General features: G+C 69.5%; 21 protein-coding genes. 7 read left to right on the forward strand and 14 right to left on the reverse strand.

Going from position 1 to position 25,272, the window contains the following annotated elements; genetic code table 11:
• The first annotated feature begins 53 nt into the window (after positions 1–53).
• The gene (locus tag BIX52_RS06745; protein WP_075220294.1) at positions 54–398 is read left to right on the forward strand and encodes a c-type cytochrome; all 345 of its coding nucleotides are present in this window, start codon (positions 54–56) and stop codon (positions 396–398) included.
• A gap of 82 nt (positions 399–480) precedes the next feature.
• A complete protein-coding gene (locus BIX52_RS06750) occupies positions 481–1,770 on the forward strand; it encodes a PQQ-dependent sugar dehydrogenase (protein WP_075220295.1) in 1,290 nt (429 codons plus the stop codon).
• Between the two features lie 16 nt (positions 1,771–1,786).
• On the opposite strand, the gene BIX52_RS06755 is transcribed toward BIX52_RS06750, so the two are convergent.
• The 7 genes from BIX52_RS06755 to BIX52_RS06785 form a co-directional block, all read right to left on the reverse strand.
• Positions 1,787–3,091, reverse strand: a complete 1,305-nt coding sequence (locus BIX52_RS06755) for an MSMEG_0569 family flavin-dependent oxidoreductase (protein ID WP_075220739.1) — start codon at positions 3,089–3,091, stop codon at positions 1,787–1,789.
• 26 nt (positions 3,092–3,117) lie between these two features.
• Positions 3,118–3,405, reverse strand: a complete 288-nt coding sequence (locus BIX52_RS06760) for an MSMEG_0570 family nitrogen starvation response protein (protein WP_075220296.1) — start codon at positions 3,403–3,405, stop codon at positions 3,118–3,120.
• Positions 3,398–4,405, reverse strand: a complete 1,008-nt coding sequence (locus BIX52_RS06765; RefSeq protein ID WP_342743816.1) for a sll0787 family AIR synthase-like protein — start codon at positions 4,403–4,405, stop codon at positions 3,398–3,400. The genes BIX52_RS06760 and BIX52_RS06765 overlap by 8 nt, the downstream gene beginning before the upstream one ends.
• A complete protein-coding gene (locus BIX52_RS06770) occupies positions 4,402–4,947 on the reverse strand; it encodes an MSMEG_0567/Sll0786 family nitrogen starvation N-acetyltransferase (protein ID WP_075220297.1) in 546 nt (181 codons plus the stop codon). The genes BIX52_RS06765 and BIX52_RS06770 overlap by 4 nt, the downstream gene beginning before the upstream one ends.
• Positions 4,944–6,047 carry an MSMEG_0568 family radical SAM protein gene (locus tag BIX52_RS06775; protein WP_108676450.1) on the reverse strand — a complete coding sequence of 368 codons (1,104 nt, stop codon included), beginning with the start codon at positions 6,045–6,047 and terminating at the stop codon, positions 4,944–4,946. Before BIX52_RS06775 ends, BIX52_RS06770 begins: the two co-directional genes overlap by 4 nt.
• Positions 6,040–7,071, reverse strand: coding sequence for a Nit6803 family nitrilase (locus BIX52_RS06780; RefSeq protein ID WP_075220299.1), 1,032 nt, complete (start codon positions 7,069–7,071; stop codon positions 6,040–6,042). Before BIX52_RS06780 ends, BIX52_RS06775 begins: the two co-directional genes overlap by 8 nt.
• 328 nt (positions 7,072–7,399) lie before the next feature.
• Positions 7,400–7,882: an MSMEG_0572/Sll0783 family nitrogen starvation response protein gene (locus tag BIX52_RS06785; protein ID WP_075220300.1), complete on the reverse strand. Its 483-nt coding sequence runs from the start codon at positions 7,880–7,882 to the stop codon at positions 7,400–7,402.
• Positions 7,883–8,147: 265 nt separating this feature from the next.
• Between BIX52_RS06785 and BIX52_RS06795 the strand changes: the two genes are divergently transcribed.
• A complete protein-coding gene (locus tag BIX52_RS06795) occupies positions 8,148–9,713 on the forward strand; it encodes an aminotransferase-like domain-containing protein (protein WP_245803145.1) in 1,566 nt (521 codons plus the stop codon).
• A 31-nt stretch (positions 9,714–9,744) separates the two neighbouring features.
• Here the strand turns inward: BIX52_RS06795 and BIX52_RS06800 are convergent, their stop codons facing one another.
• From BIX52_RS06800 to BIX52_RS06830, 7 genes are all read right to left on the reverse strand, one after another.
• On the reverse strand, positions 9,745–10,827 hold the full coding sequence (locus tag BIX52_RS06800; RefSeq protein ID WP_075220301.1) for an NAD(P)/FAD-dependent oxidoreductase: 1,083 nt from the start codon (positions 10,825–10,827) through the stop codon (positions 9,745–9,747).
• Between the two features lie 185 nt (positions 10,828–11,012).
• Positions 11,013–11,876 (reverse strand): cation diffusion facilitator family transporter, encoded by an 864-nt coding sequence (locus BIX52_RS06805; RefSeq protein ID WP_075220302.1) that lies wholly within the window; start codon positions 11,874–11,876, stop codon positions 11,013–11,015.
• Positions 11,873–12,073, reverse strand: coding sequence for a hypothetical protein (locus BIX52_RS23445; RefSeq protein ID WP_170126407.1), 201 nt, complete (start codon positions 12,071–12,073; stop codon positions 11,873–11,875). The genes BIX52_RS06805 and BIX52_RS23445 overlap by 4 nt, the downstream gene beginning before the upstream one ends.
• Positions 12,074–12,250: 177 nt before the next feature.
• Positions 12,251–15,190: a M10 family metallopeptidase C-terminal domain-containing protein gene (locus BIX52_RS06815; RefSeq protein ID WP_075220304.1), complete on the reverse strand. Its 2,940-nt coding sequence runs from the start codon at positions 15,188–15,190 to the stop codon at positions 12,251–12,253.
• A 223-nt stretch (positions 15,191–15,413) separates the two neighbouring features.
• Positions 15,414–16,793, reverse strand: coding sequence for a class-II fumarase/aspartase family protein (locus BIX52_RS06820; RefSeq protein WP_075220305.1), 1,380 nt, complete (start codon positions 16,791–16,793; stop codon positions 15,414–15,416).
• Positions 16,794–16,801: 8 nt separating this feature from the next.
• The gene (locus BIX52_RS06825) at positions 16,802–17,782 is read right to left on the reverse strand and encodes a TAXI family TRAP transporter solute-binding subunit (protein WP_075220306.1); all 981 of its coding nucleotides are present in this window, start codon (positions 17,780–17,782) and stop codon (positions 16,802–16,804) included.
• Between the two features lie 35 nt (positions 17,783–17,817).
• Positions 17,818–19,929 carry a TRAP transporter permease gene (locus BIX52_RS06830; RefSeq protein WP_075220307.1) on the reverse strand — a complete coding sequence of 704 codons (2,112 nt, stop codon included), beginning with the start codon at positions 19,927–19,929 and terminating at the stop codon, positions 17,818–17,820.
• Positions 19,930–20,067: 138 nt separating this feature from the next.
• Here BIX52_RS06830 and BIX52_RS06835 point away from each other — a divergent pair, with 138 nt between their 5' ends.
• The 4 genes from BIX52_RS06835 to BIX52_RS06850 all read left to right on the forward strand — a co-directional run bounded on the left by BIX52_RS06835 (position 20,068) and on the right by BIX52_RS06850 (position 25,272).
• The gene (locus BIX52_RS06835) at positions 20,068–20,793 is read left to right on the forward strand and encodes a GntR family transcriptional regulator (RefSeq protein WP_075220308.1); all 726 of its coding nucleotides are present in this window, start codon (positions 20,068–20,070) and stop codon (positions 20,791–20,793) included.
• Positions 20,794–20,983: 190 nt separating this feature from the next.
• Positions 20,984–23,053 (forward strand): hypothetical protein, encoded by a 2,070-nt coding sequence (locus tag BIX52_RS06840; protein ID WP_075220309.1) that lies wholly within the window; start codon positions 20,984–20,986, stop codon positions 23,051–23,053.
• Positions 23,054–23,296: 243 nt separating this feature from the next.
• Positions 23,297–25,000: an alpha/beta fold hydrolase gene (locus tag BIX52_RS06845; RefSeq protein ID WP_075220310.1), complete on the forward strand. Its 1,704-nt coding sequence runs from the start codon at positions 23,297–23,299 to the stop codon at positions 24,998–25,000.
• A complete protein-coding gene (locus tag BIX52_RS06850; RefSeq protein ID WP_075220311.1) occupies positions 24,997–25,272 on the forward strand; it encodes a DUF1294 domain-containing protein in 276 nt (91 codons plus the stop codon). Before BIX52_RS06845 ends, BIX52_RS06850 begins: the two co-directional genes overlap by 4 nt.

Here is a 25,272-nt window from a genome sequence, read left to right on the forward strand (position 1 = left end):
TCCTCGGCGGGGCACACGCCCCGCCGAGGACCGTCATCCGGCTGAGGACATTTATGAAAACCACGATCACCGCACGCGCGGCAGCCCTTGCGGCCGGGTTGGCCGCCGCGCTCGCCCTCCCCGCCGCCGCCTCCGCCGATCCGGCGCGCGGCCACGAGAAGGCCGCCATGTGCCAAGTCTGCCACGGCATGGACGGCGTCGGCACCAACCCGGAAGTGCCGAACATCGCCGGCGACAGCGAAACCTACATCATGGCGCAACTGAACGCCTTCCGCTCCGGCCAGCGCCAGCATCAGCAGATGTCCATCATCGCCGGCGGCCTCAGCGACGAGGACATCCGCGACCTCGCCGACTACTACTCCTCCATCACCGTGACGGTGAACGTCCCGGATTATTGATAGGCCGCGCCGCGCGCCCCGTCTTCACGCGGGCGCCACAGCCGGTAAGGTGGAGCCGACAGATAAGCGGATACACCTCCTCATGAATTTCATGGAACGGCTGACCAGCGCCGTCGGCGGCGTGATGGTCTTGCTGCGCCGCCCCGGCGCTCCATCGACCCACGCCATCGGCGCCGCCCCCTCCATCCCCACGGCCCAGCGCCAAGGCATCATGACCCTCAAGATGCCGCGCGCCGAGGGCTGGGCGCCCGGCCACCTGCCCACCGTCGCCAAGGGGCTCAAGGTCAACGCCTTCGCCGAGAAGCTCGACCATCCGCGCTGGATCGAGGTGCTGCCCAATGGCGACGTGCTGATCGCCGAATCCAAGCAGCACGCCCGCAAGCCGCGCAGCTTCATGGACCGCGCCATGGTCGCCATGATGGCGCGCGTGAAGGCCATCGGCGACAGCGCCGACCGCATCACCCTGTGGCGCGACACCAACGGCGACGGCACCGCCGACGAGCGCCACGTCTTCGTGGAGCACCAGAACCAGCCCTTCGGCATGGCGCTCCACGATGGCACCTTCTATGTCGGCAACACCGACGGCATCGTCGCCTTCGACTACCAGGACGGCGCGAACGCTTTGACCGGCCCCGGCCGCAAGATCGTCGACTTCAAGCCCGGCGGCCACTGGACGCGCAGCCTCATCGTCTCGCCGGACCGCCGTACGATCTATGCCGGCGTCGGCTCCCTCTCCAACATCGGCGACAACGGGATGGAGGAGGAGGAAGGCCGCGCCGCCATCTGGGCGCTCGACATCGCGTCCGGCGAAGCGCGCATCTTCGCGGGCGGCCTGCGCAACCCGGTCGGCATGGCGTTCGAGCCGACCACCGGCACGCTCTGGACCGTGGTCAACGAGCGCGACGGCCTCGGCGACGAGACGCCGCCCGACTACCTCACCTCCGTGAAAGACGGCGGCTTCTACGGCTGGCCCTACTGCTATTGGGACCGGATCGTCGACGACCGCGTGCCGCAGGACAAAGCCAAGGTCGCCGCCACGATCACGCCCGACTATGCGCTGGGCGGCCACACCGCGTCGCTCGGCCTGTGCTGGATGCCCAAGGGCACGCTGCCGGGCTTCGGCGACGGCATGGTCATCGGCCAGCACGGCTCGTGGAACCGCTCCACATTGTCGGGCTACAAGGTCATCTTCGTGCCGTTCGCGGACGGGCGCCCCTCCGGCCCGCCGCGCGACATCCTGTGGGGCTGCCTGTCGGACGACGAGACGAAGGCTTACGGGCGTCCGGTCGGCGTCGCCATCGGCCCGGACGGCAAGTCCATCCTCATGGCCGACGACGTGGGCGACGTCATCTGGCGCATCTCCGCGGCCTGACGCGGACGCGGCACACTCAGGCGGTGGCGAGCTTGCCCGCCTCCGCCAACTGCCGCGCGATCGCCGCCGCCAGATAGCGGCTGTCCTCGTCGATCCCCAGGAAGCGGCCGGACCCCCAGGTGTTCAGCCAGCCGAGGCCGAGAAAGTGGATGCCCGGCACCTCCGTCACGCCGCGGTGGTGCTTGGGCTTACCCTGCCGGTCGAACACGTCGACCTGCAGCCAGCTATAATCGGCGCGGAAGCCGATCGCCCATAACACCGAGGTGATGCCGACCTCCCGCGCATCGACCTGCAGCACCTTGTCGACCGGCTCCCACACCTTCTCGAAACGCGGCTCCAGCGGGGCGTCGATCCCTTCCTTCGCGATATAGGCGTCGATCTGGCTGCGGATACCGAGATAGCTCCTGTCCGCATCGTCCAGGTTCTTCTTCAGGTCCGGCAGGAAGGCGATGGTGGTGCCGTCCATGTCCGCCACCGTGCCGTAGAGCTCCACGCCGTGCTCCACGTGCCAGCGGCGCAGGTCGATCTCCTTGCCCCCGTCGCGGCCGGACATGTAGTGGTTGGTCTGGCCGAGCGCCTTGGCGGGGTCCGGGTGCTCGTCGATCGTCATCTCGTAGTGTCCGGCGTCGTAGAGCCAGTCCGTCGCGTCCCGGCCGCGATACATGCGCGGGCTGCGCGGCGCCGGACCGACCGCCAGATGCACCTTGCGCCCCGCCCGCACGAAATCTTCCATCAACTGCACGCCCGACTGGCCGGTGCCGACGATGAGGACGCCGCCCTCGGGGAATTGCTCGGGATTGCGGTACTCGCGCGAATGCATCTGAAAGATCGAGCGGTCGAGGGCACGGGCATATTGCGGCTCGATCGGCCTGTCATAGCCGCCGGTGGCCACCACCACCTGATCCGCCGTCCATCCCCCGTTCGTCGTCCCGTCCGTGGTGTCGACTGCGAAGCGCCCGTCCGGCAGCCGCGTCACGCCGGTGACCTCCACGCCCTCGCGGATGTTGGGGCGGGCACGCTCGGCGAAGGCCATCAGATAGTCGGTGATCTCGCCCTTCACCATGAAGCCGTGCGGATCGGTGCCGCCATAGTCGGCGTAGGAGAAATCCGGCAGGCGGCACTGCCAGTTGGGCGTCACCAGGCAGAAGCTGTCCCAGCGGTTCTCGCGCCAGGAGTGGAACATGGCGTGCCGCTCCAGCACCACGTTGCGGATGCCGGCCTTGTCGAGATGGTAGGCGACCGACAGCCCCGCCTGCCCCCCGCCGACGATCAGCACCGGCACATGCGCCCGCCCGGCGCCTCCCGTGGCGGACCCGCCCATGACGGAGGCGCCCATGATCTCGTTCTTCATGAGGTGATCTCCAGGCATGTCACCCGTGCGGCGTCGTCACCGGCGAAGGCGGCGGCGCGGGCCTCGATGCGCACCATCTGGGCGCGGGCGTTGGAGCAGGGGTAGCCATATTTCGCCTCCACCCGGTCCGAGGCGCGGCGCATGGCCTCGCGCGACAGGGCCAGGAAGTCGGCCAACGGATAGGCGGTGCCGGGGGCGAAGATCTCGGCGACGACGCTGGAGGGGGAATAGCACCGCTCCTCGCCGCCGTCGGGCCAGCGCACGGTCCAGAAGGTCTCAGGCATCCATGTCCTCCATGCGGGCGAAACCGAGATAAGGGTCCGCGGCGTGGTCCCAGAAGAGCGCGGTGCGGCCGCCTCCGGTCAGCGTCACCGTGCTGCCTTCGGTCACGTCGCCGATGACGCGGGCGCCGATGCCGCGCACGGAGAACCGGTCCAGCACGGTCTCCGCATGGGCCGGCGCCACGGCGAGCAGGAAGCCGAAGCTCGGGAAGGTGCGGAGCCACCTGACAGGCGCGACACCCTCCGGCGGGGCCAGCGCGTCCACGTCGATCGTGATGGCGACGCCGGAGCATTCGGCCAGCATGAGCGCGGTGCCGATGATGCCGCCCTGGCTGATGTCCTTGCCCGCCTTGACGAGATCCGCCTCGGCAAGTTCCGGCAACACCTCGAGGTCACCGCGCAACCGATCGACCGGCGCATCCAGAAAGGCGCCGAAATTGTCGAACCCGGCATAGGCGCCGCGCGTGTCGATGGCGGCCACCAGGAGGTCGCCCGGCGCGGCGTCGAAGCTCGTGATCAGCGCCGTCGCGCGGCCGAAGATGGAGGCGGCCAGCGACAATTCGGGCGCGGCGAAGTTGGTGTGGCCGCCCACCAGCGGCACGCCGTAGGCTGCGGCGGCGGCCTTCATGCCGTCCATCACCGGGCGCGCGGCCTCGGCGTCGGGCGCCCAGATCTGATCGACTACGGCGACGGCGCGACCGCCCATGGCGGCGATGTCAGACACGTTGACCATCACAGCGCACCACCCCGCGAACCAGGGCGAGGCGTTGACGAAGGCGGGGATGAAACCCTCGCCGGCGAAGAGGTCGTAGCCGCCGTCGCGCGGCAGAACCGCCGCGTCGTCGCCCGGCCGGCCGGCGGACGCGGCACCCAGCCCCAAAGCCGCCGTGGACCGGGCGATGGCGAGCTTGGAGCGGATCGACGGATGCGCCGCGAGTTCCGCCGCCATCGCCTCCACGCTCATCGGCCCTTCACGCACGGCCAGGGGCGCGGTGTCCGTCACGCGGCCCTCCGCACGGGACGGAACCATCCCGCCTCGGGGTCGGCGCAGGCGGGATAGCGCGACAGGTCCACCTGCATCTTGGCGTGCGGCACACCGTGGAGGTCCACCGCGGCGAGGGTGCGCCAGTGCATCCGCTCGAAAAGCGGCACGTTCTGCGTCTGCACGTGGGCGAAGAAGGTGTCCGCGCCGCGCCCGTTGGCGGTGGAGACGGCGAGGCGGATGAGCTCGGTGCCGAGCCGGTGGACGTGGCGGAAGTCCCGGTCGACGGCGAGGCGCGATCCCCACCAGAGGCCCGGCGCCTCCTCGTGGATGCGCACCGTGCCCACCACCTGGTCGGCCTCCCCGGCATAGGTCGATATGGCGACGAGGTGGGTGGCGATGAGGTCGATATCGTCGCGGTCGTCACCGGAAAAGATCGCCTGCTCGTCGACGAAGACGCGCCGCCTGAGGGCGGCCGCGCCGCGCGCCTCGAACGGCTGCGAGGCGGCGCGGATGAAGTAGCCGGGCGAGCGGAACTGATAGTCGCCGAGGTCGAGGATCATGCCGGCACCTTCAGCTTCTCGTAGACCGACAGTGCCGAGCATGCGCCGCAGCGCCCGCAGCCGGCCTTGATGTCCTCCGAGCGCATGCCGGCGGCCACGATCATCTCGCCCAGCGGGCGCAGGATGGCGGCCATGAACTCCGGCGAGGGCGAGGGATGGCTTTCGAGCGGCGTCCCCGAGATCGGCACGAACGGGACGACGAAGGGGTAGACGCCGATGGCGGTCAGTCGTTCGCACATGGCGAGCACCGCTTCCGGCGGATCGCCCAGCCCGGCGAGGATGTAGGTCGATACCTGCCCCCAGCCGAACACCTTCACGGCCGCGGCGAAGCTCGAGAAGTACTTCTCCAGCGGCACCGACGCTTTGCCGGGCATGATGCGCGCGCGCACCTCCGGCGTAACGGCTTCCAGATGCATGCCGAGCGTGTCGATGCCGGCGTCGGCCATCGTCTGGTGCCATGCATCGTCTTCCGGCGGCTCGCACTGGCCTTGGAGCGGCAGGGCGACGCGCGCCTTGATCGCCCGCGCGGACTCCGCCAGCACCTTGGCGCCGCGGTCCTTTCCGGCGGGCGTGCCGGTGGTCAGCACCATGTGCTTCACCCCGTCGAGGCGGACGGCGGCCTCGGCGACTTCGGCGAGCTGCTCCGGCGTCTTGTGCGCGACGGTGCGCCCGGCGGCCAGCGACTGGCCGATGGCGCAGAACTGGCACGTCTTCTTGCGGCTCTCGTAGCGGATGCAGGTCTGCAGCACTGTCGTCGCCAGGACATCGCGGCTGTGGAGCGTGGCGATGTGGCTGTAGGGCACGCCGTCCGCGGTCGTGAGGTCGTAGAAGCGCGGCCGGGAGGGGAAGCGCACGGTGGCGACGGGGGCGCCGTCGCGGGTGACGCGGGCGTTGCCGTGTGCGTCCGGCTTCTCGACCAGGAAGGGCGAGGCGAAGGCGGGGGCGGTGTGGACGGGGACCATGACGGTGACGCCGTCGATGGTGATGGCCTTGTGGTCGCTGGGGCCGGCGCCGCCGCGGCGGGCTTCGTGTCCCGCTCCGGGATCGACGAGGCGCATCCCGTGGCTTTGCAGATCGTTGATGAGATCGCCGTCAGGCATGCTCGCCCTCCTCATCGAAGTGTGCCGCTGCGGGCGGCGCTGCGCCCTCGGGTTGCATATGCCGGGCCATCTCGTGCGCCCCCTTCATCTCAGGCCGTGCGATATGGCGCGGTGCGGTGGGCCGCGTGTCGTGCACGAGGTGGAGAAGCTCGGGCCTGGCATAGTGGCCGACCGAGTCCATCATGCGTTTGCGTTTGGCGATCAGGGCCATGTCGAGGTCGGCGACGAGGATGCCTTCGCCCTCGGTCAATGGCGGCGCCAGGTGGCGGCCTTCGGGCGAGACTATGCAGGTCATACAGCCGTCCGAGATCGCCTTGTGCATCTTGGGGTCGGGATGGATCTCGGCCATCTGCTCGGGCGTCAGCCACCCGGTGGCGTTGACGACGAAGCAGCCCGATTCCAGCGCGTGGTGGCGCATGGTGACCTCGATCTGCTCGCCGAAGACGGGGCCGACGAGGCTGCCGGGGAAGTGGCTGGCGTGGATTTCCTCGTGCTGGGTCATCAGCGCGTAGCGGGCGAGCGGGTTGTAATGCTCCCAGCAGGCGAGCGCGCCGACGCGTCCGACCTTTGTGTCCACCACCCTCAGCCCGGCGCCGTCGCCTTGGCCCCAAACCATGCGCTCGTGATAGGTCGGCGTGATCTTGCGGCGTTTGAGGGCGAGGCTTCCGTCCGCGTCGAACACCAGCTGCGTATTATAGAGCGAGCCGTGGTCGCGCTCGTTGACGCCGAGCACGACGACGGCGCCGTGGCGGCGGGCGGCTTCGGCCACCGCGTCCATCTCTGGCGAGGGAATTGTGACGGCTTCGCGGATGAGCGCCATGTGGGGCGCGCCCTGCTGCACCGGCGGCAGGACAAAGGAGAAGTAGGGGTAGTAGGGCACGAACGTCTCGGGAAAGACGATGAATTGCGCGCCCTTCCCCGCCGCCTCGTCGATGGCGTTCAGCACGCGCTCGATCGTCCCGGCGCGTCCCGAGAGGTCGGGGGCGATCTGGACGGCCGCGGCGCGGATCGTGTCGGTACGCATGGGCGATCCTCGTGTATGGGCGCGCGGTCGCGAGCTTGGAAGTGCCGATGATGGCGGTGCCCGATGGCGGAGTGGGCCGGGGTCAAGTGTTCGCCCGGACCCGCGCGCAGACCGCCTCTTCAGCGGGCGAGCACGGGGAGGACGGGCACTTGATGCCGGTCCGCTCCGCCGCAGCCTTGCATCAGGTGTTCAGAGGGAGGGTGCTCTTCGCACCCTCACCTGAACGCCTGCCCGCTGGCGAAGCGGGGGAGCGCGAGGGGGAACACCCTCGCAGAAGCCTCTCGGGCGGCACCGCGTTCGGGCATCCGGCGCAGCGCCGCCACAGGCATTAGACCGTCCAGGTATCGAGGATGACGGCGTCGGCCTTCTTGTGGATCAGGATGCAGTCGAGCACGTCCTGGGGCGCGATGGGCACGATGCCGGGCAGCAGGGACGGTTCGCCGTGGCCGTAGAGGGCCTGGAGGGCGAAGCGGCAGGCGTAGACCTTGCCGCCTTCGCCCATGAACTTCTTCAGGTTGGCGGCGAAGTTCTGGTGGCCGGGGAAGGCTTCGTCGCCGAGCGTCGGAAAGCCGCGCTGGATGCCGAGGGTGACGCCGGGGCCGTAGAGGAGGATCGAGGTCTCGTAGCCCTTACGGTTGAGGCGGATGGCGTTGAGGATATTGACGAGACCGATGGACCCTTCGAACGCGACCGTATGGAAGGTAACGAGGGCTTTTTCGCCCGGATCGGCTTTGACGTCTTCGAAGACCTTCTGCTCGTAGTCGACGAAAAAGTCGCCGTCTTTGTGGGCTTCCTGGGTGACTGCGGGCATCGGCTGCTCCTTGGGTGGCTGCTGGGGGCGATGCTGCGCCCGACCCAAAATGCCGTCAATACGCATTCAATACACAGTCAATAATTGCTGCACAATGCCATCAATTTAAGCGACGTCTCGGGCATTTTCGCCCGCAGGATGTGCAACCAAGGCGCTCAGCGGAAGGATACAGCATCCGGACGTGGATGCGGCCACCCGTCACTTGCCATGAATCCATACAATGTGCTTCAATGCATGGTGGGACGCAGACGGAGCATCCATCCGCATGATCAATTGGACCCCGGACCTCGGGTCGTCGAACAGGCCGCGCTACATGTCGATCGCCGAGGCGATCGCACGCGACGTTGCGGCCGGGGCCTTGTCGCCGGGTGATCGTCTGCCTCCCCAACGCAAGCTCGCGGCGCGGCTGGGGATCGACTTCACCACCGTCTCGCGCGGTTATGCCGAAGCGCAGGCGCGCGGCCTCGTCGCGACCCATGTCGGGCGCGGCACCTTCATCAGCGCCGCGGCTCCGGCGATGGCCGCGCGGCCGGCCGGGATTCCCGTCCCCCTCCATCGCGCGGCGACTGCCGATGGAGGAGCGCCCACGGACGCCTCCGGTCCGGGCGCGAACCCGCACATCACCAACGGCCCCGCCGCAAACGCTCTCACCGCGAACGGCCCCATGGTGAACGGCCCCATCACGAACGGGCCCGGTGCGGGGGGCCCCGCCCTCGCGGCGCCGGACCCCGCCCGCGTCGTCGCCACCGACCTGTCCATGAACCTGCCGCCGGAACCGGCGGACCCGGCGCTCATCGCCCGCATGCAGGAAGGCCTCGCCACCGTCTCGGCCAACCTCATCCACCTGTTGCGCTATCAGTCGGCGCTCGGCTCGGAGAAGGACCGCGTCGCCGCCTCTACATGGCTCAGCCTGCGCGGCATGGTTCCGCGACTGGAACGCATCGCCGTCACCCCCGGCGCCCACCCCACCATGGTGGCGATCCTCTCCATCCTCGCCTCCCCCGGCGACACGGTGCTGTGCGAGGCGATCACTTATCCGGGCCTGCGCAACATCGCCGGGCGCATGGGCATCACGCTCGCCGGGGTCGCCATGGACGAAGGCGGCATCATGCCGGACGCGCTGGAGCGTGCCATCAGCCAGCACCGCCCCAAGGCGCTCTACCTCAACCCCACGCTCCAGAACCCGACCACCATCACCATGCCGGTGGAGCGGCGCCTCGCCGTCTCGGAGGTGATCAATCACCACGGCCTGCCGCTGATCGAGGACGACGCCTACGGTTTCATCCCGCCCAAGGCGCCGGCCCCGCTCGCAGTCTCCGCGCCGGATCTCACGTGGCACATCGGCGGGCTCGCAAAATGCATCGGGGCGGGGCTGCGCCTCGCATTCACGGTGGCGCCCTCGGGACGCGATGCCTACGCACTCGGCCAGGCGGTCAAGGCGCTCGCGGTGATGCCCTCGCCGCTCTCCATGGCGCTCGCGACGCAGTGGATCGAGGACGGCACCGCCGATCACATCCGCCGCTTCATCCGCTCCGAATCGGCCGAGCGCCAGCGCATCGCCGCCGAGGCGCTGGACGGGTTCGACTTCCTCGCCGCCGACAACGCCTTCAACATCTGGCTGAGCCTGCCGGAGGGCGTCAGCCGCTCCGACGTGATGACACGAATGGCCGGGCGCGACATCGGCATCATGCCGTCCGATGCGTTCACGGTGACAGGCCCGCCGCTGGAGCGCCTGCGCGTGTGCCTCGGCGGCGCCATCACCCGCGAGGCGCTGCACACCGGTCTCTACAGCCTCGCCGACGCGATGGTGCCGAACGCCTTCCTCGGCTGAGCCGGCGGCGCAGGTCCGCCGCGATCCCGCCTCACCCCGTCACGAGGCGTCCCGGATGAAGCGGCGGCAAACGCTCCGGCCGCAGCGCGTCGAGCGAAACGTGAGCGGTGCTTCCGGTGCCGATCAGCTCGGCCAGCGCCTCGCCCGTCGCCGGGGCGTTGAGGATCCCCCACACGCTGTGCCCGGTCGCCACATAGGCGCCCGGCATCGCCTCCACGGCGCCGACGAGGGGCCAGCCGTCCGCCGTCACCGGGCGGAAGCAGGCGCCGCGCGTCACCACCGGGCAATCGTCCAGCGCCGGGGCGAGGCGGCGCACGATGGCCTCCAGCCGCGCGAAGGCGCCGGGATCGGGGCCGACGTCCAAAGGGTCCATCGGCAGCGCTGTCTGGGACGAGATGGCGCAGACATAGGTGTTGCCGTCCGGCCGCGGGAAGATCTCCGGCGTCGCGCGGCCCTCCGGCCCCTCGCACTCCAGAAACAGCGCCTCGGCCGGCAGGCGGTCGCCGGTGCGAAGCACCATGCTGTGCCCCTTCAGCCCGTAGATGATCGGCATCGGCAGCCACGCCGCCGCCAGGATCGACCAGGGCCCCATGGCGATCACGACGCGGTCGGCCTCCAAGATGCGGCGCGCCAGACGAACGCCCTCCACCGCGCCGCTGCGTCCGCGCACCAGCCCTTCCACCGCGCCGTCAACGCGGCGCGCGCCCTTCGCCACCGCGGCCTCTGCGAGAGCGCGGGTGAACGCCTCGGGGATCACCTGGGCGGTGGTGTCCGGCCCGCCCAGCGTCTGCACGATCTCGACAGGGCCGAGCCAGCCGACCGGCCCCTCGCGGGGGTCAGCGGTCTCGCGTCCGGCATAGGCCGTCATGCGCCGGTAGCCCCAATCGGCCGGAAGGCGCCCGGCAAGCTCCTCGTGCAGAGCGAAACTGCGCCGCGCCAAGCCGGCCACGGGTTGACCGTCGCACCAGTCCAGTGCCAGAAAGCCGCCCGACTTTCCGGACGCCGCGCATGCCACATCGGCGCGCTCGACCAGAGTCACGTCCGCGCCCGCCTCGGCCAGAAAGAACGCCGTCGCCGCGCCGACCGCCCCAGCTCCGCACACCACCACACGCATCGTCCGCCCTCCTGCCGTGGCGCCGCCGGGTGCCGGACGGACCGGGTGTCGCCGTCGCGGCATCGGCCGACGCCGCCACGCTGTCGCCCCGCACGAAGTGACGCGGGACGCAATATGCTTGCCATGCGCCGGCTGCGCCACCCTCGCGCAGCGTGCCAACGCCGGCCGATGCGCCGGCGCCCCGCTCAGCCGGCGTGGCCGAACACCGGCATGTCCCCCGCTTCACAGGGCTCGCTCTCGAACTCCAGCGTGCTGTGGCCGATCCCATGGGCCGCTGCGATCGCCCGTTTGATCGCACCCTTGATCGCGTCGACCTCCCCCAGCCGGTGCGGCGGGACGACGATGTGGCAGTCGAGCGCAACTTCGTGCTCCTGCATCTGCCAGAGGTGAACGTGGTGGACATCCTCCACGCCGTCGACGGCGCGGATGGTGGCAAGCACGGCCGCCGGATCCATATCGGGCGGGCTCCCCAGCATCAGCGTGCGCACCGGACCACCGATTTCGATCGCCGCGAGGTAGAGGATGTAGGCGGCGATCGCCAGTGTGATGGCCGGGTCGATCCAGCGGATATCGTAGAGGATGATGAGGATACCGCCGCACACCACCGCCACCGAGGCGAGCGCATCGGACAGGTTGTGCAGGAACATCGCGCGGATGTTCACGCTGTCCCGCTGCATCTTGAACGTCAGAACGACGGTGAAGGCGTCGATCACCAGGGCGACGGCGCCGAGGATGACGACGGTCCAGCCCGCTACCTCGGACGGCTCGATCAGCCGCATGATCCCCTCGTAGACGAGATAGACGCCGACCACGATGAGCGTCGTATAGTTGATGAGGGCGGCGACGATCTCGATGCGGCCGTAGCCGAAGGTCATGCGCTCGTCGGCCGGGCGGCGGGCGATCTTGCGGGCCGCCAGCGCGATCACCAACGACGCCATGTCGGAGAAATTGTGCAGCGCATCGGCCACGAGGGCGAGGCTGCCGGACAAGATGCCGCCGATCACCTGCGCCACGGTCAACAGCGCATTCGCCCAGATGGCGAGCGTCACTCTGACGTCGCCGCTCGACGGGTCGAGGTGAACGTGACCGTGATGGCCGTGCCCACCATGACCATGCCCACCATGACCGTGCCCGCCATGACCATGCCCCGCATGATCGTGTGCGCCGTGGCCATGTCCGCCGTGGTCATGTCCGCCGTGGTTGTGGCCGCCGTGGCGGTGCGCGTCATGACTGTGGTCTCGGCCATCCTGCCCGCGGGCGCCTTCATGGCCACGATCTGCGCCGGTGCGGCGTTCGATCTCCTGCGACACGGCAACTCCCTTCTTTGGCCGGAGGCTCCGGAACGCGCCCCCTCGGCCGATCAGTTGCGCCGAATGCCGTGGCGCATCAAGGCCGCAGACGGCCGCAGCGCCTCGCCCATCCGTCAGAGGAGAAAGTCGGTCCCAAGCGGAACACCCGCTCCGGCGAGGAAAATCTCCAGCTCGGGCGCAGCATAACCCGCGGTATTGATGCCGAGGAGAACACCGCCTTCGACCTCCACCGCCCCCACCTGGCCCCGCGCCGTGACGGCGTCCGTCCCCACATAGACGAGTGGCTGGCCTCCGCCGTCCGCTCCGTCGGCGCCGAACGCGGACAGGTCGATCACGTCCTCACCGCCTTCGAAATCGGTGATCACGTCGCGCGCAGCGGGCCCGGCACCGGCGTCCCCCGGCGCGAACGCGAAGAGGTCCGCCCCCGCGCCGCCCGTCAGCGTGTCGGCGCCGGTGCCTCCGTCCAGCGTGTCCGCCCCGGCGCCCGCGTTCATCACGTTGGCAAGCGTGTTGCCGAGAAGCAGATTGCTCTCCGCATTGCCGAAACCGGCCACGACGGTGGACGCAAGCTGCAGCGTCTCCACATGCCGCGCCAGGTGGTAGTCCTCCACGTAGGCGATCACCCTGTCCGTGCCGGCGTCCTCCGCCTCGATGACGACGTCGTCCCGCGTGCCGTAGACGATGAAGGTGTCGTCGCCCGACCCGCCCTTCATCGTGTCAAGGCCGTTGCCCCCGTTGACGAGATCGTCGCCGCCGCCGCCGCGCAGCAGGTCGTCACCGCCATACCCCACCAGGGTGTCGTCACCCAGATAGGACCGCAGGAGGTTCGCCCCGGCGTTGCCGTGGAGCGCGTTGGCGAGGCTGTTGCCCTCCGCATCCCGCGCTTCGTCGGTCATGCGAAGGTTCTCCACCTCGTCCGGCAGGATCGTGATGGCGAGATCGCTGAGGATCGTATCCGTCCCGCCGTCCGCCTCCTCGACGATCACCTCTTTGGGGCTGTCGATGATGTAAAGATCATCGCCTGCACCGCCGTCCAGAATGTCGGCCGTCCCGTCGCGCGGGTCGGCGCCGTTCAGCGTGTCGTCACCGCGACCGCCGGTCAGCGTGTCGCGGCCCGCACCACCGTTCAGGCTGTCATGGCCCGCCCCGCCGATCAGCGCGTTACGGTCGGCATTGCCGATCAGCGTCACCCCGCCGTCATGGCCGATCAGCGTGTTGCCGACCCCATAATAGTCGTTCCCGGTGAGCCCCGCTGTGACGATGAGACGCTCGACATAGCGCGGCAGGACATAGCCGTAGAAGCTCGCAACCACGGTGTCCGTGCCCTTGCCGAAAGATTCGATGACCTGATCGCCGGGCGTCTCCACATAGTAGACGTCGTCGCCCGCCCCGCCGTACATCCGGTCGCTGCCGCTGTCGCCGTTCAGCGTGTCGTCGCCGTCGCGGCCATAAAGGCTGTCGTCCCCGGCGCCGCCGGACAGCACATTGTCCGCGGCGTTGCCAGTCAGCCGGTTGACCCCCGCGTCGCCCGTCGCCCGCACCGCGCTGCCGGTCAGCTCGATGTGCTCGAACTCGTTCCCCACGGTGACGTCATAGGCCGCACGCAAGGTGTCCTGGCCGTCGCCGCCATTGACCACGTCCTCCGGCGTATCGGAGATGACGACATCGTCGCCGATATTGCCCCGCAGCGTGTCCGCGCCTGCCCCGCCGTCGACCGTGTCGTCGCCGCGATAGCCGGTGACGAGGTTGTCGCGCGCGTTGCCGACCGCCAGCACGTCGTCCCAGGTCCGCACCCGCAGATCCTCGACGTGGTCGGGAAGAGTGTAGGCGGAGGCGTAGAGCCACACCTCGTCGTGACCGCCGCCCTCCACCTCGATGATCGTGTCGCGACCGTCGTTGACGACGTACCGGTCATCGCCTCCGCCGCCGATCAGCGCGTTCGTGCCGGCGCCGCCGCTGAGGTAGTTTTCGGCGTCGTTGCCGATCAGCGTGTCGTTGCCATAGTCGCCGCTGAGGCTGACATAGGGCGCCACGGACCCGCTGGCGTCCAGCAGGTTATCCGCGGAATTGCCGCTTCCGCCCGACCCCTCGCCGATCAGATAGAGGTCCTCGAAATCGTCCGGCAGAAAGGCCGAGCCGGTGACGTAGACGGTGTCGTGACCCTCGCCCGGCGCCTCGATCAGATTGCGCCGCGAGCCCTCGACCACAACGTAGACGTCGTTGCCGGCCCCGCCGTAGAGCGTGTCTAAGCCGAACGCGGACCTCAGCGTGTCGTCGCCATCGCCGCCATGGAGCGCGACGTAGGTGCCCTCGCTCGTCAGCGCGTCGTCGCCGCCGAGGCCGTAGAGCGTCTTGTTGGGCCCGAAGGCGGTCATCACATTGTCGGAGGCGTTGCCGGTCCCGGCGACCGCGCCGGCGCGCAGTTCCAGCCCCTCCACGTTCTCCGCCAGCGTGATGGTGCTGAAGGCGACGATCGTGTCGAACCCCTCGTCGGAGTTCTCCGTCACGAGGTCGCCCGCCACGCCGTAGAGGATGTAGACGTCGTCGCCCGCGCCGCCCTGGGCGACGACGCCGAACGCCTCGTTGCCGCGGATCGTATCGTCGCCGCCGTTGCCGAGGATGGTCGTGAGGCCGTTCTGACTGCCGACGAGGGAATCGTCCGCCGCACCGCCGATCAGCGTGCCGGAGCCGGACGGGACCGCCGAGAGCATCTCGACGTGGTCCGGCACCTCGTAGACCCAGCCATCGTAGAACAGGCGCAGGTAGACGATGTCGTAGCCCTCGTCCGCCGCCTCGACGACCGTGTCGGCCTCGCTCTCCACACGGTAGACGTCGTCACCGGCGCCGCCCGCCAGGGTGTTGGCGCCGGTGTTGCCGGCGAGCAGATCGTCGCCCTCGCCGCCGTCGAGACTGTCGTCCCCGGGGCCGCCGATGAGAACGTCCGCCCCGCCGAGGCCGGTCAGCGTGTCGTTGCCGCCGAACCCGTCGATCCAGTCGTCGCCGGGAGTGCCCGGCAGTAGCTCACCTGCGGGAGTGCCATCAATCGTCGCCACAACGCGCTCCAATACGAAATTGCAAATAAACAACAGCGTTATGGAGCAGAGCCTATACTGAAAGGGCTGTCACGAGTAAGGCAGCGGCGCCCAAAGGTACGATATTTTGTAAAGACGACCGCCACCAGTTAATCGCTCGCACCACCTCCCGCGACGCCTGGCGTTGGCCGCCACGTCCGGCTTCCGCGACGCCAGGCCTCCTCGACGTGAGGCTTCCGCGAGGTCAGGCTTCGGCCGCGACAGGGCGTTCCGGCGCGCCGCCGTCGACCGCGCCGCCGTGCGCCGCCGCAATGCGGGCGAGCACCGCGTCGATCATCACATCCTGCGCGCCGCGGCTACCGGCGACGTCGAACACGGCGGGCGGCAGAGCGTAGCCCTCCTCCGCGGCGACGGCGGCGAGGTCGCGCCCCGTGGCCGCCGCCGTGTGGCAGAGGCCGTGCAGCAGACTGTGCGCCGCCACCCGGCCGTGGGTCGCCGAGAGTGCCATCATCGCCGCCTCGGCATAGATGAGACCGTGGGTGGCGCCCAGGTTGGAGGCCATGCGTTCCGTGTCCACCTCCAGCCCGGCGAGGAGATCACGCGCGACCGCCGCGGCCCCCGCCGTCAACGTCACCGCGCTGACGATGGCGCCGCGCTCCAGATAGCTGGTGCCGATGGCGCGGTCCTGGTCCTGCAGCATCGCCTCCAGCATCTCCGCCGGGGCCGACCGCCCCCGCCGCGCCGCCTCGATGATGGCCTCGCACAGCACAGGATTGCGCTTCTGCGGCATGGTGGAGGAGCTGCCCCGCCCCGCCGCATAGGGTTCGCGCAGCTCCGCCACCTCGGTGGACATGAGGAAGGTGATGTCCCCCGCCATCTTGGCGAGCGCTGCCTGCGCCGCCACCAGCGCGTGGACGAGGTCGGCCAGCCGGTCGCGGCTGACGTGCCAGGTGATGTCGGGAACGCCGAGGCCGAGCCTCCGGGCGAGAGCGGCGCGCACCGGCGCTCCGTCTGCGCCCAGCGCCGACAGGGTCCCCACCGCGCCGCCGAACTGCACCACCGCCGCCGCGTCGAACGCCGCCGAAAGCGCCGCCGCCCGCCGCGCGATCTGGTCGAGCCACACGGCGCAGCGGTAGCCGAAGGTGATCGGCGCCGCGTGCTGCAGCTTGGAGCGCCCGGCCATCGGCGTCGCGCGGTGCGCCTGCGTCAATGCCGCGAGGGTGCCGATCGCCTCGTCCAGCGGCCCCATCACCAGCGGTCGCGCGGCGACGAGCTGGAGCACCAGCCCGGTATCCATCGCGTCCTGGGAGGTGGTGGCGAAATGCAGCCACTCCCCGTCCGCTCCGGCCCGCTCCGCCAGCATCGCAACCAGCGGAACGATCGGATAGCCGACGCGCCCCGCCCCGTCTCGCAGCGCGTCGAGGTCGACGGAATCGGCCCGGCACAAGGCGGCGACACGCTCGGCCGCCGCCGCGGGGATCACACCGAGCGCGCCCTGCACCTCGGCCAAGGCGCGCTCGAACTCCAGATAGGCCTCGACCGTCGACCGGTCATCGAACAGCCGCGCCGTGTCGCGAAAGGCGGGCGTTGCGGCCAGAAGACCGTCGACGATCGCACTCATCATCGCCCCGCTCAGTCGACCGGCTTGATGGCGTCGGGCACGTCCACGCCGATCTCGGCATAGTAGCGCGCGGCACCCGGATGCAGCGGAATGAACGTGTCCTTCGTGATGTTCTCGGCCAGCGTGTCCTTGGCGGCCGCATGGGTCGCCTTCAGCCGGTCGTTGTTCTCCAGGATCGCCTTGGTGATCCCGTAGGCCAATTCCTCCGGCATCGACTCGTCGACGACCACGAAGTTCCACATCGCCGCCGTCGCCAGATCCGTGTCGACGGACTTGTAGGTGCTGGCCGGAATGTCGAACGGCACCGCCGACGGGTTGGCCTCGATCAGCTTGGCGCGCGTCTCCTCGCTCATGCCGAAGATCGTCACGTCCTGCGTGGTCTCCAGCTCGGAGAAGGACGGGTGGGGCATGCCGCCGGCGAGGATGAAGGCGTCGAGCCGGCCGTCGGCGAGCTGGCTCGTCTGGTCGCTGGAGCTGCCATATTGCATGTTGGCCTCGATGCCGAGCGACTCCAGCCAGCGCACCCAGTAGACGCCGCCGGTGCCCGCGCGCGGACCGGAGCCGACGCGCTTGCCCGCCAGATCGTCCAGCGAGTCGATGCCGCTGTCCTTCAGCGCGATCATCTGGAACGCGGTCGGATACATCGCCACCAGCGCGCGCATGCCGTCATAGGACTTGCCCGGCATCAGCTCGGACGTGCCTTCCATCGCCTCGAGAGCGGGACCGGAGGTGACGAGGCCGATTTCCGTCTGACCGCCCATCAGAAGGATGAGGTTCTGCGGCGGGCCCTGCGTCTGGCGCGTGGAGGTGGGAATGCCGACCTCGTCGGTGATGATCTTGGCGAGACCCTCGCCATAGACCGCGTAGACGCCGCCGGGCGCCGCCGTCGCGATCGTCATCGACGAGGGCATGTCCTGCGCCATCGCCGGCGCGGCCATGGCGAGCACCGCCGCCACGGCGGTCGCGGTCAGCCAGGTGTTGCGTTTCGTCATTGTCGTCCTCCCGAGTTGATTTGATTGAGGTGCGTTCACGCCGGGGCGAGGCTGCGGTGGCGCCAGCGGCACCAGGCGAAGAGCGCCGCCGCCAGAACGAGCCCGGCGATGTCGGTCGGGATGCTCGCCCACAGGATGAGAATGCCCGCGATGAGCGCCACCGCCCGCTCCGCCGGTCCGATGGGGCCGAACATGTAGGCCTCGCTGGCGGTGGCGAAGAGGTAGACCGCCACCAGCGCCGTGGCGAACACGAAGACCGTCATGCCCCAATGGCCGAGGAGCAGGATTTCCGGGCTGGTGTAGAACATGAACGGCAGCAGGAACGCGGCGAGGCCGAAGCGCATCGCGCGGACCGACGTCGCCCACGGCTTGCCGCCCGACAGCGCCGAGGCCGCGAACGCGGCGATCGCCACCGGAGGCGTGATCGCCGAGATGACCGCGCAGTAGAACACGAACATGTGCGCCGCCAGCGCCTCCACGCCCATCTGCTGCAGCGCCGGCGCCACCACGGATGCGGCGATGGCGTAGGCCGCGGTCGTCGGCATGCCCATGCCGAGGATGATCGACACCGCCATGGCGAGGATGAAGGCGACCATCAGGTTATCGCCCGCCACGTCGAGCAGCACCGAGGAGAACCGGCCCGACAGCCCGGTGAGGCCGAGCACGCCCACCACGATGCCCGCGCACGCCATCACCGAGATGAGCTGCAGCGACTTGCGCGTGGTGTCCGAAAAGCCGTTGAGGCAGGCCGAGCCGAGCGCCGGAAGCACGCCGCGTGCGCTGCGGCCCGTGGCGAGCGCGGCCACCAGCATCGCCGCCGCCGCCGCGAGGCTCGCCCACAGGCAGGCGACGTTGATCGCGAAACCGGAGAAGGGCGCCAGCGTGTAGAGGACGGCCGGCAGCGCCAGCACCGCCGAATGCAGCTTCAACTCCCGCCCCAGCATCACGATCAGCGTCGAGACGAGGCCCCAGGTGCCGGCCGCGATGATCGAGTAGCCGGACAGGAGGATGTAGAGGAGCACGTAGAGCGGCAGCAGCAGGAAGACGTCGTTCTTCAGGCTGGCGAAGGTCGGCAGGTCCGCCCGCTTCACCCCGTGCAGATGATTGCGCCGGGCATGCTTGTCAACGTTCATGTACATCGCCGCGTAGAAGAGCAGGCACGGCAGCGCCGCGGCGAGGATGATCTCCGCATAGGGAATGCCGGTGATCTCGGCCATGATGAAGGCGCCCGCCCCCATCACCGGCGGCACGAGCTGCCCACCCGAGGACGAGGTCGCCTCGATCGCGCCGGAATCTTCCTTGGAGTAGCCGAGCCGGCGCATCAGCGGGATCGTGAACGTTCCCGACGCCACCACGTTGGCGACCGCCGAGCCGGAGATCGTGCCGAAGAAGAGGCCGGAGAACACCGACACCTTACCCGGCCCGCCGCGCGCCGCACCGAACACCGCCATGGCAACGCGCATGAAATAATCACCCACGCCCGACGCCTGCAGGAACACCGCGAACGCGACGAAGATGATGATGTAGCGCGACGAGGCTCCCACCGTCAGGCCGAAGATGGCGTCCTGGCTGTAGAGGAAGGAGAAGGCGTTGGCGGTCTCGAACCCGGAGTGGCGCAGGATGCCCGGCAGCCACGGGCCGATGAAGATGTACGACACGAAGGCGAGCGCGATCAACGGCAGCACGACGCCCGAGGTGCGCCGCGCGAACTCGATCACCACCAGCGTACCGGCGACCCCGCACGCGAAGTCCCACGGCGTGGTGATCACCCCCGCGCGCATCATCAACTGGTTGAGATTGACGCCGACATAGACCGTGCAGGCGAGCGCCGCGGCGATCAGCAGGACGTCGTACACGGTGATCCGCGTGCCGCGCTCGAAGCTGAAGCCGCGCAGCGCCACGAAGGCAATGACCGCGCCGAGGTTCACGTGGAGGACGCGGTACATCCACTCGTCGATCGACCAAAAGTTCAGCACCGCGAGGTGGAACAGCGCGTAGGCGCAGGAGGCGACGATCAGCGCGCGAGTGAGGACGGGACCGAACAGCCGGTCCGCACCTTCCGCGTCGTAGGCGGCGGCCTTTTCGGCGTCTTCAACGCCTGCGGCTCCGGTGGCCGCCGTCGCACCGGCAACATGTGCCCCGCTCATCGTCCCTCCCCTGGCGCGCCGGTCATCGCGGCTGCACCCACGCGACTTATTCGAACAAGTCATCTTGTGCGGACGCTAGTCTTCAGCGCGCTCTTATGTCAAGCAGGTTCCCCATAGGAGAGGAGGCGCACCGGAACCATGAAACGACGCTCCGACGAGGTCGCCCAGCACATGATCGAGGCCATGACAGGCGGCACCTACGCCGTCGGCGACGCCTTGCCGCCGGAGTCCGAACTTTGCCGCCAGTTCGGTGTCAGCCGCGCGACGGTGCGCACCGCGCTCGCCCAGCTTCAGGCGCTCGGCCTCGTCAACCGCCACCAGGGCGCGGCGACGCGGGTCTTGGCGACCGAGGTGGCGCCGCTTTACGTCCACACCATGCGCGCGTCGGGCGATCTCATGCAGTTCGCCGGGCCGACGACGCGCACCGTGCACGGTATCGAGCCCTTCATCGCCGACGAGGCCTTCGCCCGCGAGCTGGACAACCGCCCCGGCCGCCGCTGGGTGCGCATCGGCCAGACCCGGCACGAGACGGCGCGCGACACCACCCGCCCCGTCGCCTGGACCGACGTCTATGTGGCGGCTGAGTATGGCGACATCGCCGAGGAGGTGCCGGGCTTCGGCGACCTCGTCTACAAGCTGGTGGAAAAGCGCCACAACGTGATCATCAAAGAGATCCGCCAGACCATCGTCGCCACCACGCTTTCGCCCACGGCGGCGGCGCGGCTTGATGCCGCTCCCGGCGAAAGCGCGCTGAAGCTCACCCGGCGGTATTTCTCCATCGACGACGGCTGCGCGCTGGTGGCGATCAGCCTCCTGCCCTCGTCCGTGTTCAGCTACGACATCACCTTGACGCGCCAGGTTTAGCGCCGCCGCAACGCTGCGGGGTCACCTGCCCCTTCACCCGCCTCCGGTCGCGGCGCCTTCACGCCATTGTGCCGATGCGTGCCCCAACACCGCCCGCTTTAAGGGGTTGGTCAAAGACACCACGTGTGCCAGAACCTCGTCCGGCTGTGGCTCGAGGGCAACAGTCACGCGCATCAATGAAGGGAACTCTATGCGGCTCCGCACGATCGCAACGGCAACCTTCGCCGTCACCCTCAGCTCGGCCGGCGCATTCGCGCAGGACACTGCCGCACCCGAAACCGCCCCGCCCCCGGCGTTCGACGCTCTGGGCGCGGTGCAAAGCTTCCTCACCTCGCCCGAGACGCTCGGCGCGGAGACCGCCACCGTCGGTGCCGTGTCCGACGAGAACGGCACCATCACCGCCACCGACGTTTCGATGAGCTGGCAGATCATGCTCGGCGACGGGCCTGCCGACGCGGCCGACGTCACCGTCACCATGACGATCCCCACGCTGGAGATCGGCGACTTGGCGCAGGACGGCGCAACCTACAGCGCCTCGCTCATCGCCGCACCGCGGTCGTCCCTGTCGATCAGCGCCGAGGGCGCGACCGAAAGCTTCGCCTACGACGCGACGTTCAACAACTACCGCGTGACGAATGTCACCTGGAAGCCCTTCCCCGCCATCGTCGACGATCCGGAGAGGCCGATCTCCCGCTTCATCCCGATCGTCGAATCCATGCTGGACCAGAGCTTCGACAGCGCCCGGCTCGGCGGCATCACCGGCACCATGACGCAGGATGGAAGCACCCAGTCTTTCGACTATGGTCCGAGCACGTTCGGCCGCTACAGCGACGGCATGCTGGAATCCTTCACCACCGGCGCCAGCTCCTCGACCCAGTCGATCGACGGCGCCGAGGCGGGAGGCGACGCGGCGGCGGGTGCGGCCGTGCCCACCACGCTCACCATCAACTATGGTGCGGGTGAAGGCGCGATGCTCGACTTCAAGCCGCTCATCGGTCTCCTGACCGGGCGCGGCGCGACGGACGGGCCCCAGACCTTCATGGGCTCGCTCAGCACCGGGCCGATCACCTTCGGCGCCGGCGACGTGATGAGCGTGCGCCTCGGGGATGCCAACGTCAGCGATGTCACGATCGATTCCAGCCGCGGCCCGATCCTGCCGCAGCTCGACGGCATCTATGACGCCATCGCCACCAACGCCGAGCCCGACCCCGGCGTGCTGATCGAGCTGCTCCTCAACACCTACGGCGCATTCGGCCTCGGCTCCTACACCATCGACGGGCTGACCGTGGCCACCCCGCAAGGGAGCGGCGAGATCGGCGGCTTCACCATCGAAAAGCTCGACGCAGGGGGCCTCGGCCGCCTCGCCTTCGACGGGCTGTCCATCCAGTCGCCGCTGGCCTCCGGCTCGCTCGGCAAGGTGGAGCTCGCCGACGTCGCCTTCCCCGAGCGCCAAGCCTTCATGAGCGCGATGATGGCCTCCGTCGCCGGGCTGGAGCCTGACCCGCAGACCATCTTGAAGGCGATCCCCTTCATCGGCCGCTTCACCATCGGTGATCTCGACTTCTCCAGCGGCCTGATCGGCGACATCGCCCTCGGCCTGTTCGAGACGCGCACCGGCAATTATGTCGAGGCGATCCCGACCGAGATTTCGGTCGAGCTCCAGGGGCTCAGCTTCCCGGCGGCGCTGCTGCAGAACCCGATGCTGCAAGGCGCGGCCACCGCCCTCGGCGCCGATCCGGTGGAGGCCAGCGGCGTCGTCGCGCTGAACTGGGACGAGGCGACGCAGCGCGTCACCTTGGACGAGGACGTCAGCATCACCGGCGTCGGCCGGCTCGCCATCAACGCGGCGATGTCGGGCATCCCGCGCTTCGTCTTCGCCGATCCCAACCGCGTCCAGGAGGCGATCGTCACCGCCGCCATCGACGGCTTCAGCGCCCGCTTCGAGGATGAGGGCGTGACGCAGTTCGCGCTCAGCACCATCGCCCAGCAGTCGGGCATGCCTGCGGCGCAATATCCCGCGATCATCTCCGAGCAGGTCGGCGCGCAGATCACCATGCTGACCAACGACGTGGCGCTCGCCAACAGCGTGTCGAGCGCGATCTCGTCCTTCCTGTCGAGCCCGCAGTCGCTGTCGATCGCGGCGAACCCGTCGAACCCGGTCCCGCTCGCCCAGGTGATGGGCGCGGCGATGACGGCGCCCCAGGCTATCCCGGCGCTGTTGAAGCTGGCGGTGGAAGCCAACACCCCCGCCGCGCAATAAGCCGGCCGCCCGGTCAGGGCGGGAGTTCACGAGGGCCGCCCCGGCGGCCCGCCCCTTCGCCGGCGGAACCAATGATGGACCGCTCGTGTTGTGCCGTCAGGGCGCCGCGTTCACCACAAGGTGCAACGCGGCGTTTTCATGTGCGGGGTCGCCCTGCGGTGCGCCGAGAGAGGCGGGCCCCGGACGGCCGGCCGGGAGGGCATCCAAGCCCGCGCCCCGGCGCCAGCGAACGGGGACAGCACCATGGCCATGCGCCACACCGGATCCGACCACGCCAGCCTGCCGGTCGAACCCGCGCCGAACGGCCCACCGCACCCTGCGCCCGGGCGTGGTCTGGAGCACGGGCAGGCGCATAGGCATGGGCAGGGGCGCGTCCAGGGGCGGGGCAGCGGCTGGGCCAAGTCGGGCGGCTGGCTGGGCGCGGCCGCGGTCTATGGCGGCGCCGCCCTCCTCGGCGCCTACCTCTACCAGAAGCGCTCGCGGAGCCAGGCGGAAGAAACCCATCCCCCCACCGGCCGCTTCCTCGATGTCGAGGGCACCACCCTCCATTATGTCGACATCGGCGAAGGGCCTGCCGTCGTCTTCATCCACGGCTCCGGCACCACGCTGGAAGACTGGTTCCTGTCCGGCGTGCTGGACCATCTGATCACCGGGCACCGGCTCATCGTGGTGGACCGCCCGGGCTACGGCTATTCGGAGCGCCCCGCCGGGGTGCGCTGGTCGCCCGAGCGGCAGGGCCGGGCCATCGCCCACCTGATGAGCCGCCTCGGAGCGGAGGGCGCAACCCTTGTGGCCCATGGTGACGGCGTGTTGCCCGCGCTTTCCATCGCCGTTCACGAGCCGCGCCGGGCGGGCGCCCTCGTCCTCCTCAGCGGCCTCTATTTCCCCGACGGTATCGGGCCCGAAAGCGCCGCGGTGCGCATGCCCGAGGTGCCGCTGGTCGGACCGCTGGCGCGCGTCACCGTGAGCCCCATGCTCGCCCGCTCTGCCCTTCCGGCGGTCACCCGCGCCGCCTTCTCGCCGCAGCCGGTGCCGCAGCGTTATATCGACAGTTTCCCGGCCGGGCTGGTCACGCGCCCGTCCCAGCTCGATGCCAGCGCCGAGGACGGGCGCTTCGTCGAGCGCGCGACCGCCCGCCTGTCGCGGGCCTATGGGCGCATCACGGTTCCGGTAACGGTGATCGCCGGCACCGGCGACGGGATCGCCGACCCGGCGCTGAACGCCCGCCGCCTGGCCGCCACCATCGGCCATGCGCGCCTGATCCTCGTGCCGGCCGCCGGTCACATGGTGCACCACAGTGCCCCCGCGCGAATCGCCGCGGCGGTGGTCGAGAGCTTTGCCGCGCCCGCAGCAACCCGCCCCTCTCGCGGCACAGAGGTGCGTCCGCGTGCGCTCGTCGACCCGGCGACGCCGATCGAGCCGGCATCCAGCAGGGCGGCCGCGCAACAGGCCGCCGCAGCGCCGGCCGATCCGGCGCGTGCCGATCCCGCACCGCAGGCGCCTTCGAACGACACCGGCCCCACGACAACGACGAGCGCCGCAGATCCGGCTCCGAAGGTCGCCACGCAAAAGGCCGAAGCCGCCTCGCCCGCCGTTCGCTCGCCCTCTCCCGGCGCGCGGACAGGCTCAGCCCAGCGCGAAAAGCCCGGCCCGCGCAGCAAGCCCGCCCGGCCCAAAAGCAGCGCGAAGAGCGGCACGGCAAAATCGGGCTCGGGTAGATCAGGCTCGGCGAAGTCCGGTTCGGTGAAGTCCGGTTCGGTGAAGTCGGGCGCATCCAGATCCGGCGCAGCGAAGTCCGGTTCGGGTCGGTCCGGCACGGCGAAATCCGGCGCGGCCGGGACAGGCGGGAGCAACGCTCGCGACACCAGCAGCGGTGGTGCAAAAGACGGCGCCTCCAAGCAGGGCGGCGCGAAAGTCGGTCCCGCCTCGTCTATACCGGAGGCATGACGCTACCCGCACTCGCCGCCCTCTGGCTCGCCCTCGTCAACCTCGTCTGCTTCATCGCCTTCCGGCACGACAAGCGCGCCGCCATCGCCGGGCGGCGCCGGGTGCCGGAGCGTGTCTTTTATGCCATGGCCGCGCTCGGCGCGGTCCCCGCCATCCTGATCGGTGCAAAATTCATCCGTCACAAAACCCGAAAGCAACCTTTTCGGGCTATCGTGTTCGTGATTTTTGCGCTCCAGGCCGCCTCTGTCATCGCCTGGCTGTCGCTTGGATGA

Origin of the sequence: Acuticoccus yangtzensis (assembly GCF_001927245.1) — a bacterium.
GTDB lineage: Bacteria > Pseudomonadota > Alphaproteobacteria > Rhizobiales > Amorphaceae > Acuticoccus > Acuticoccus yangtzensis.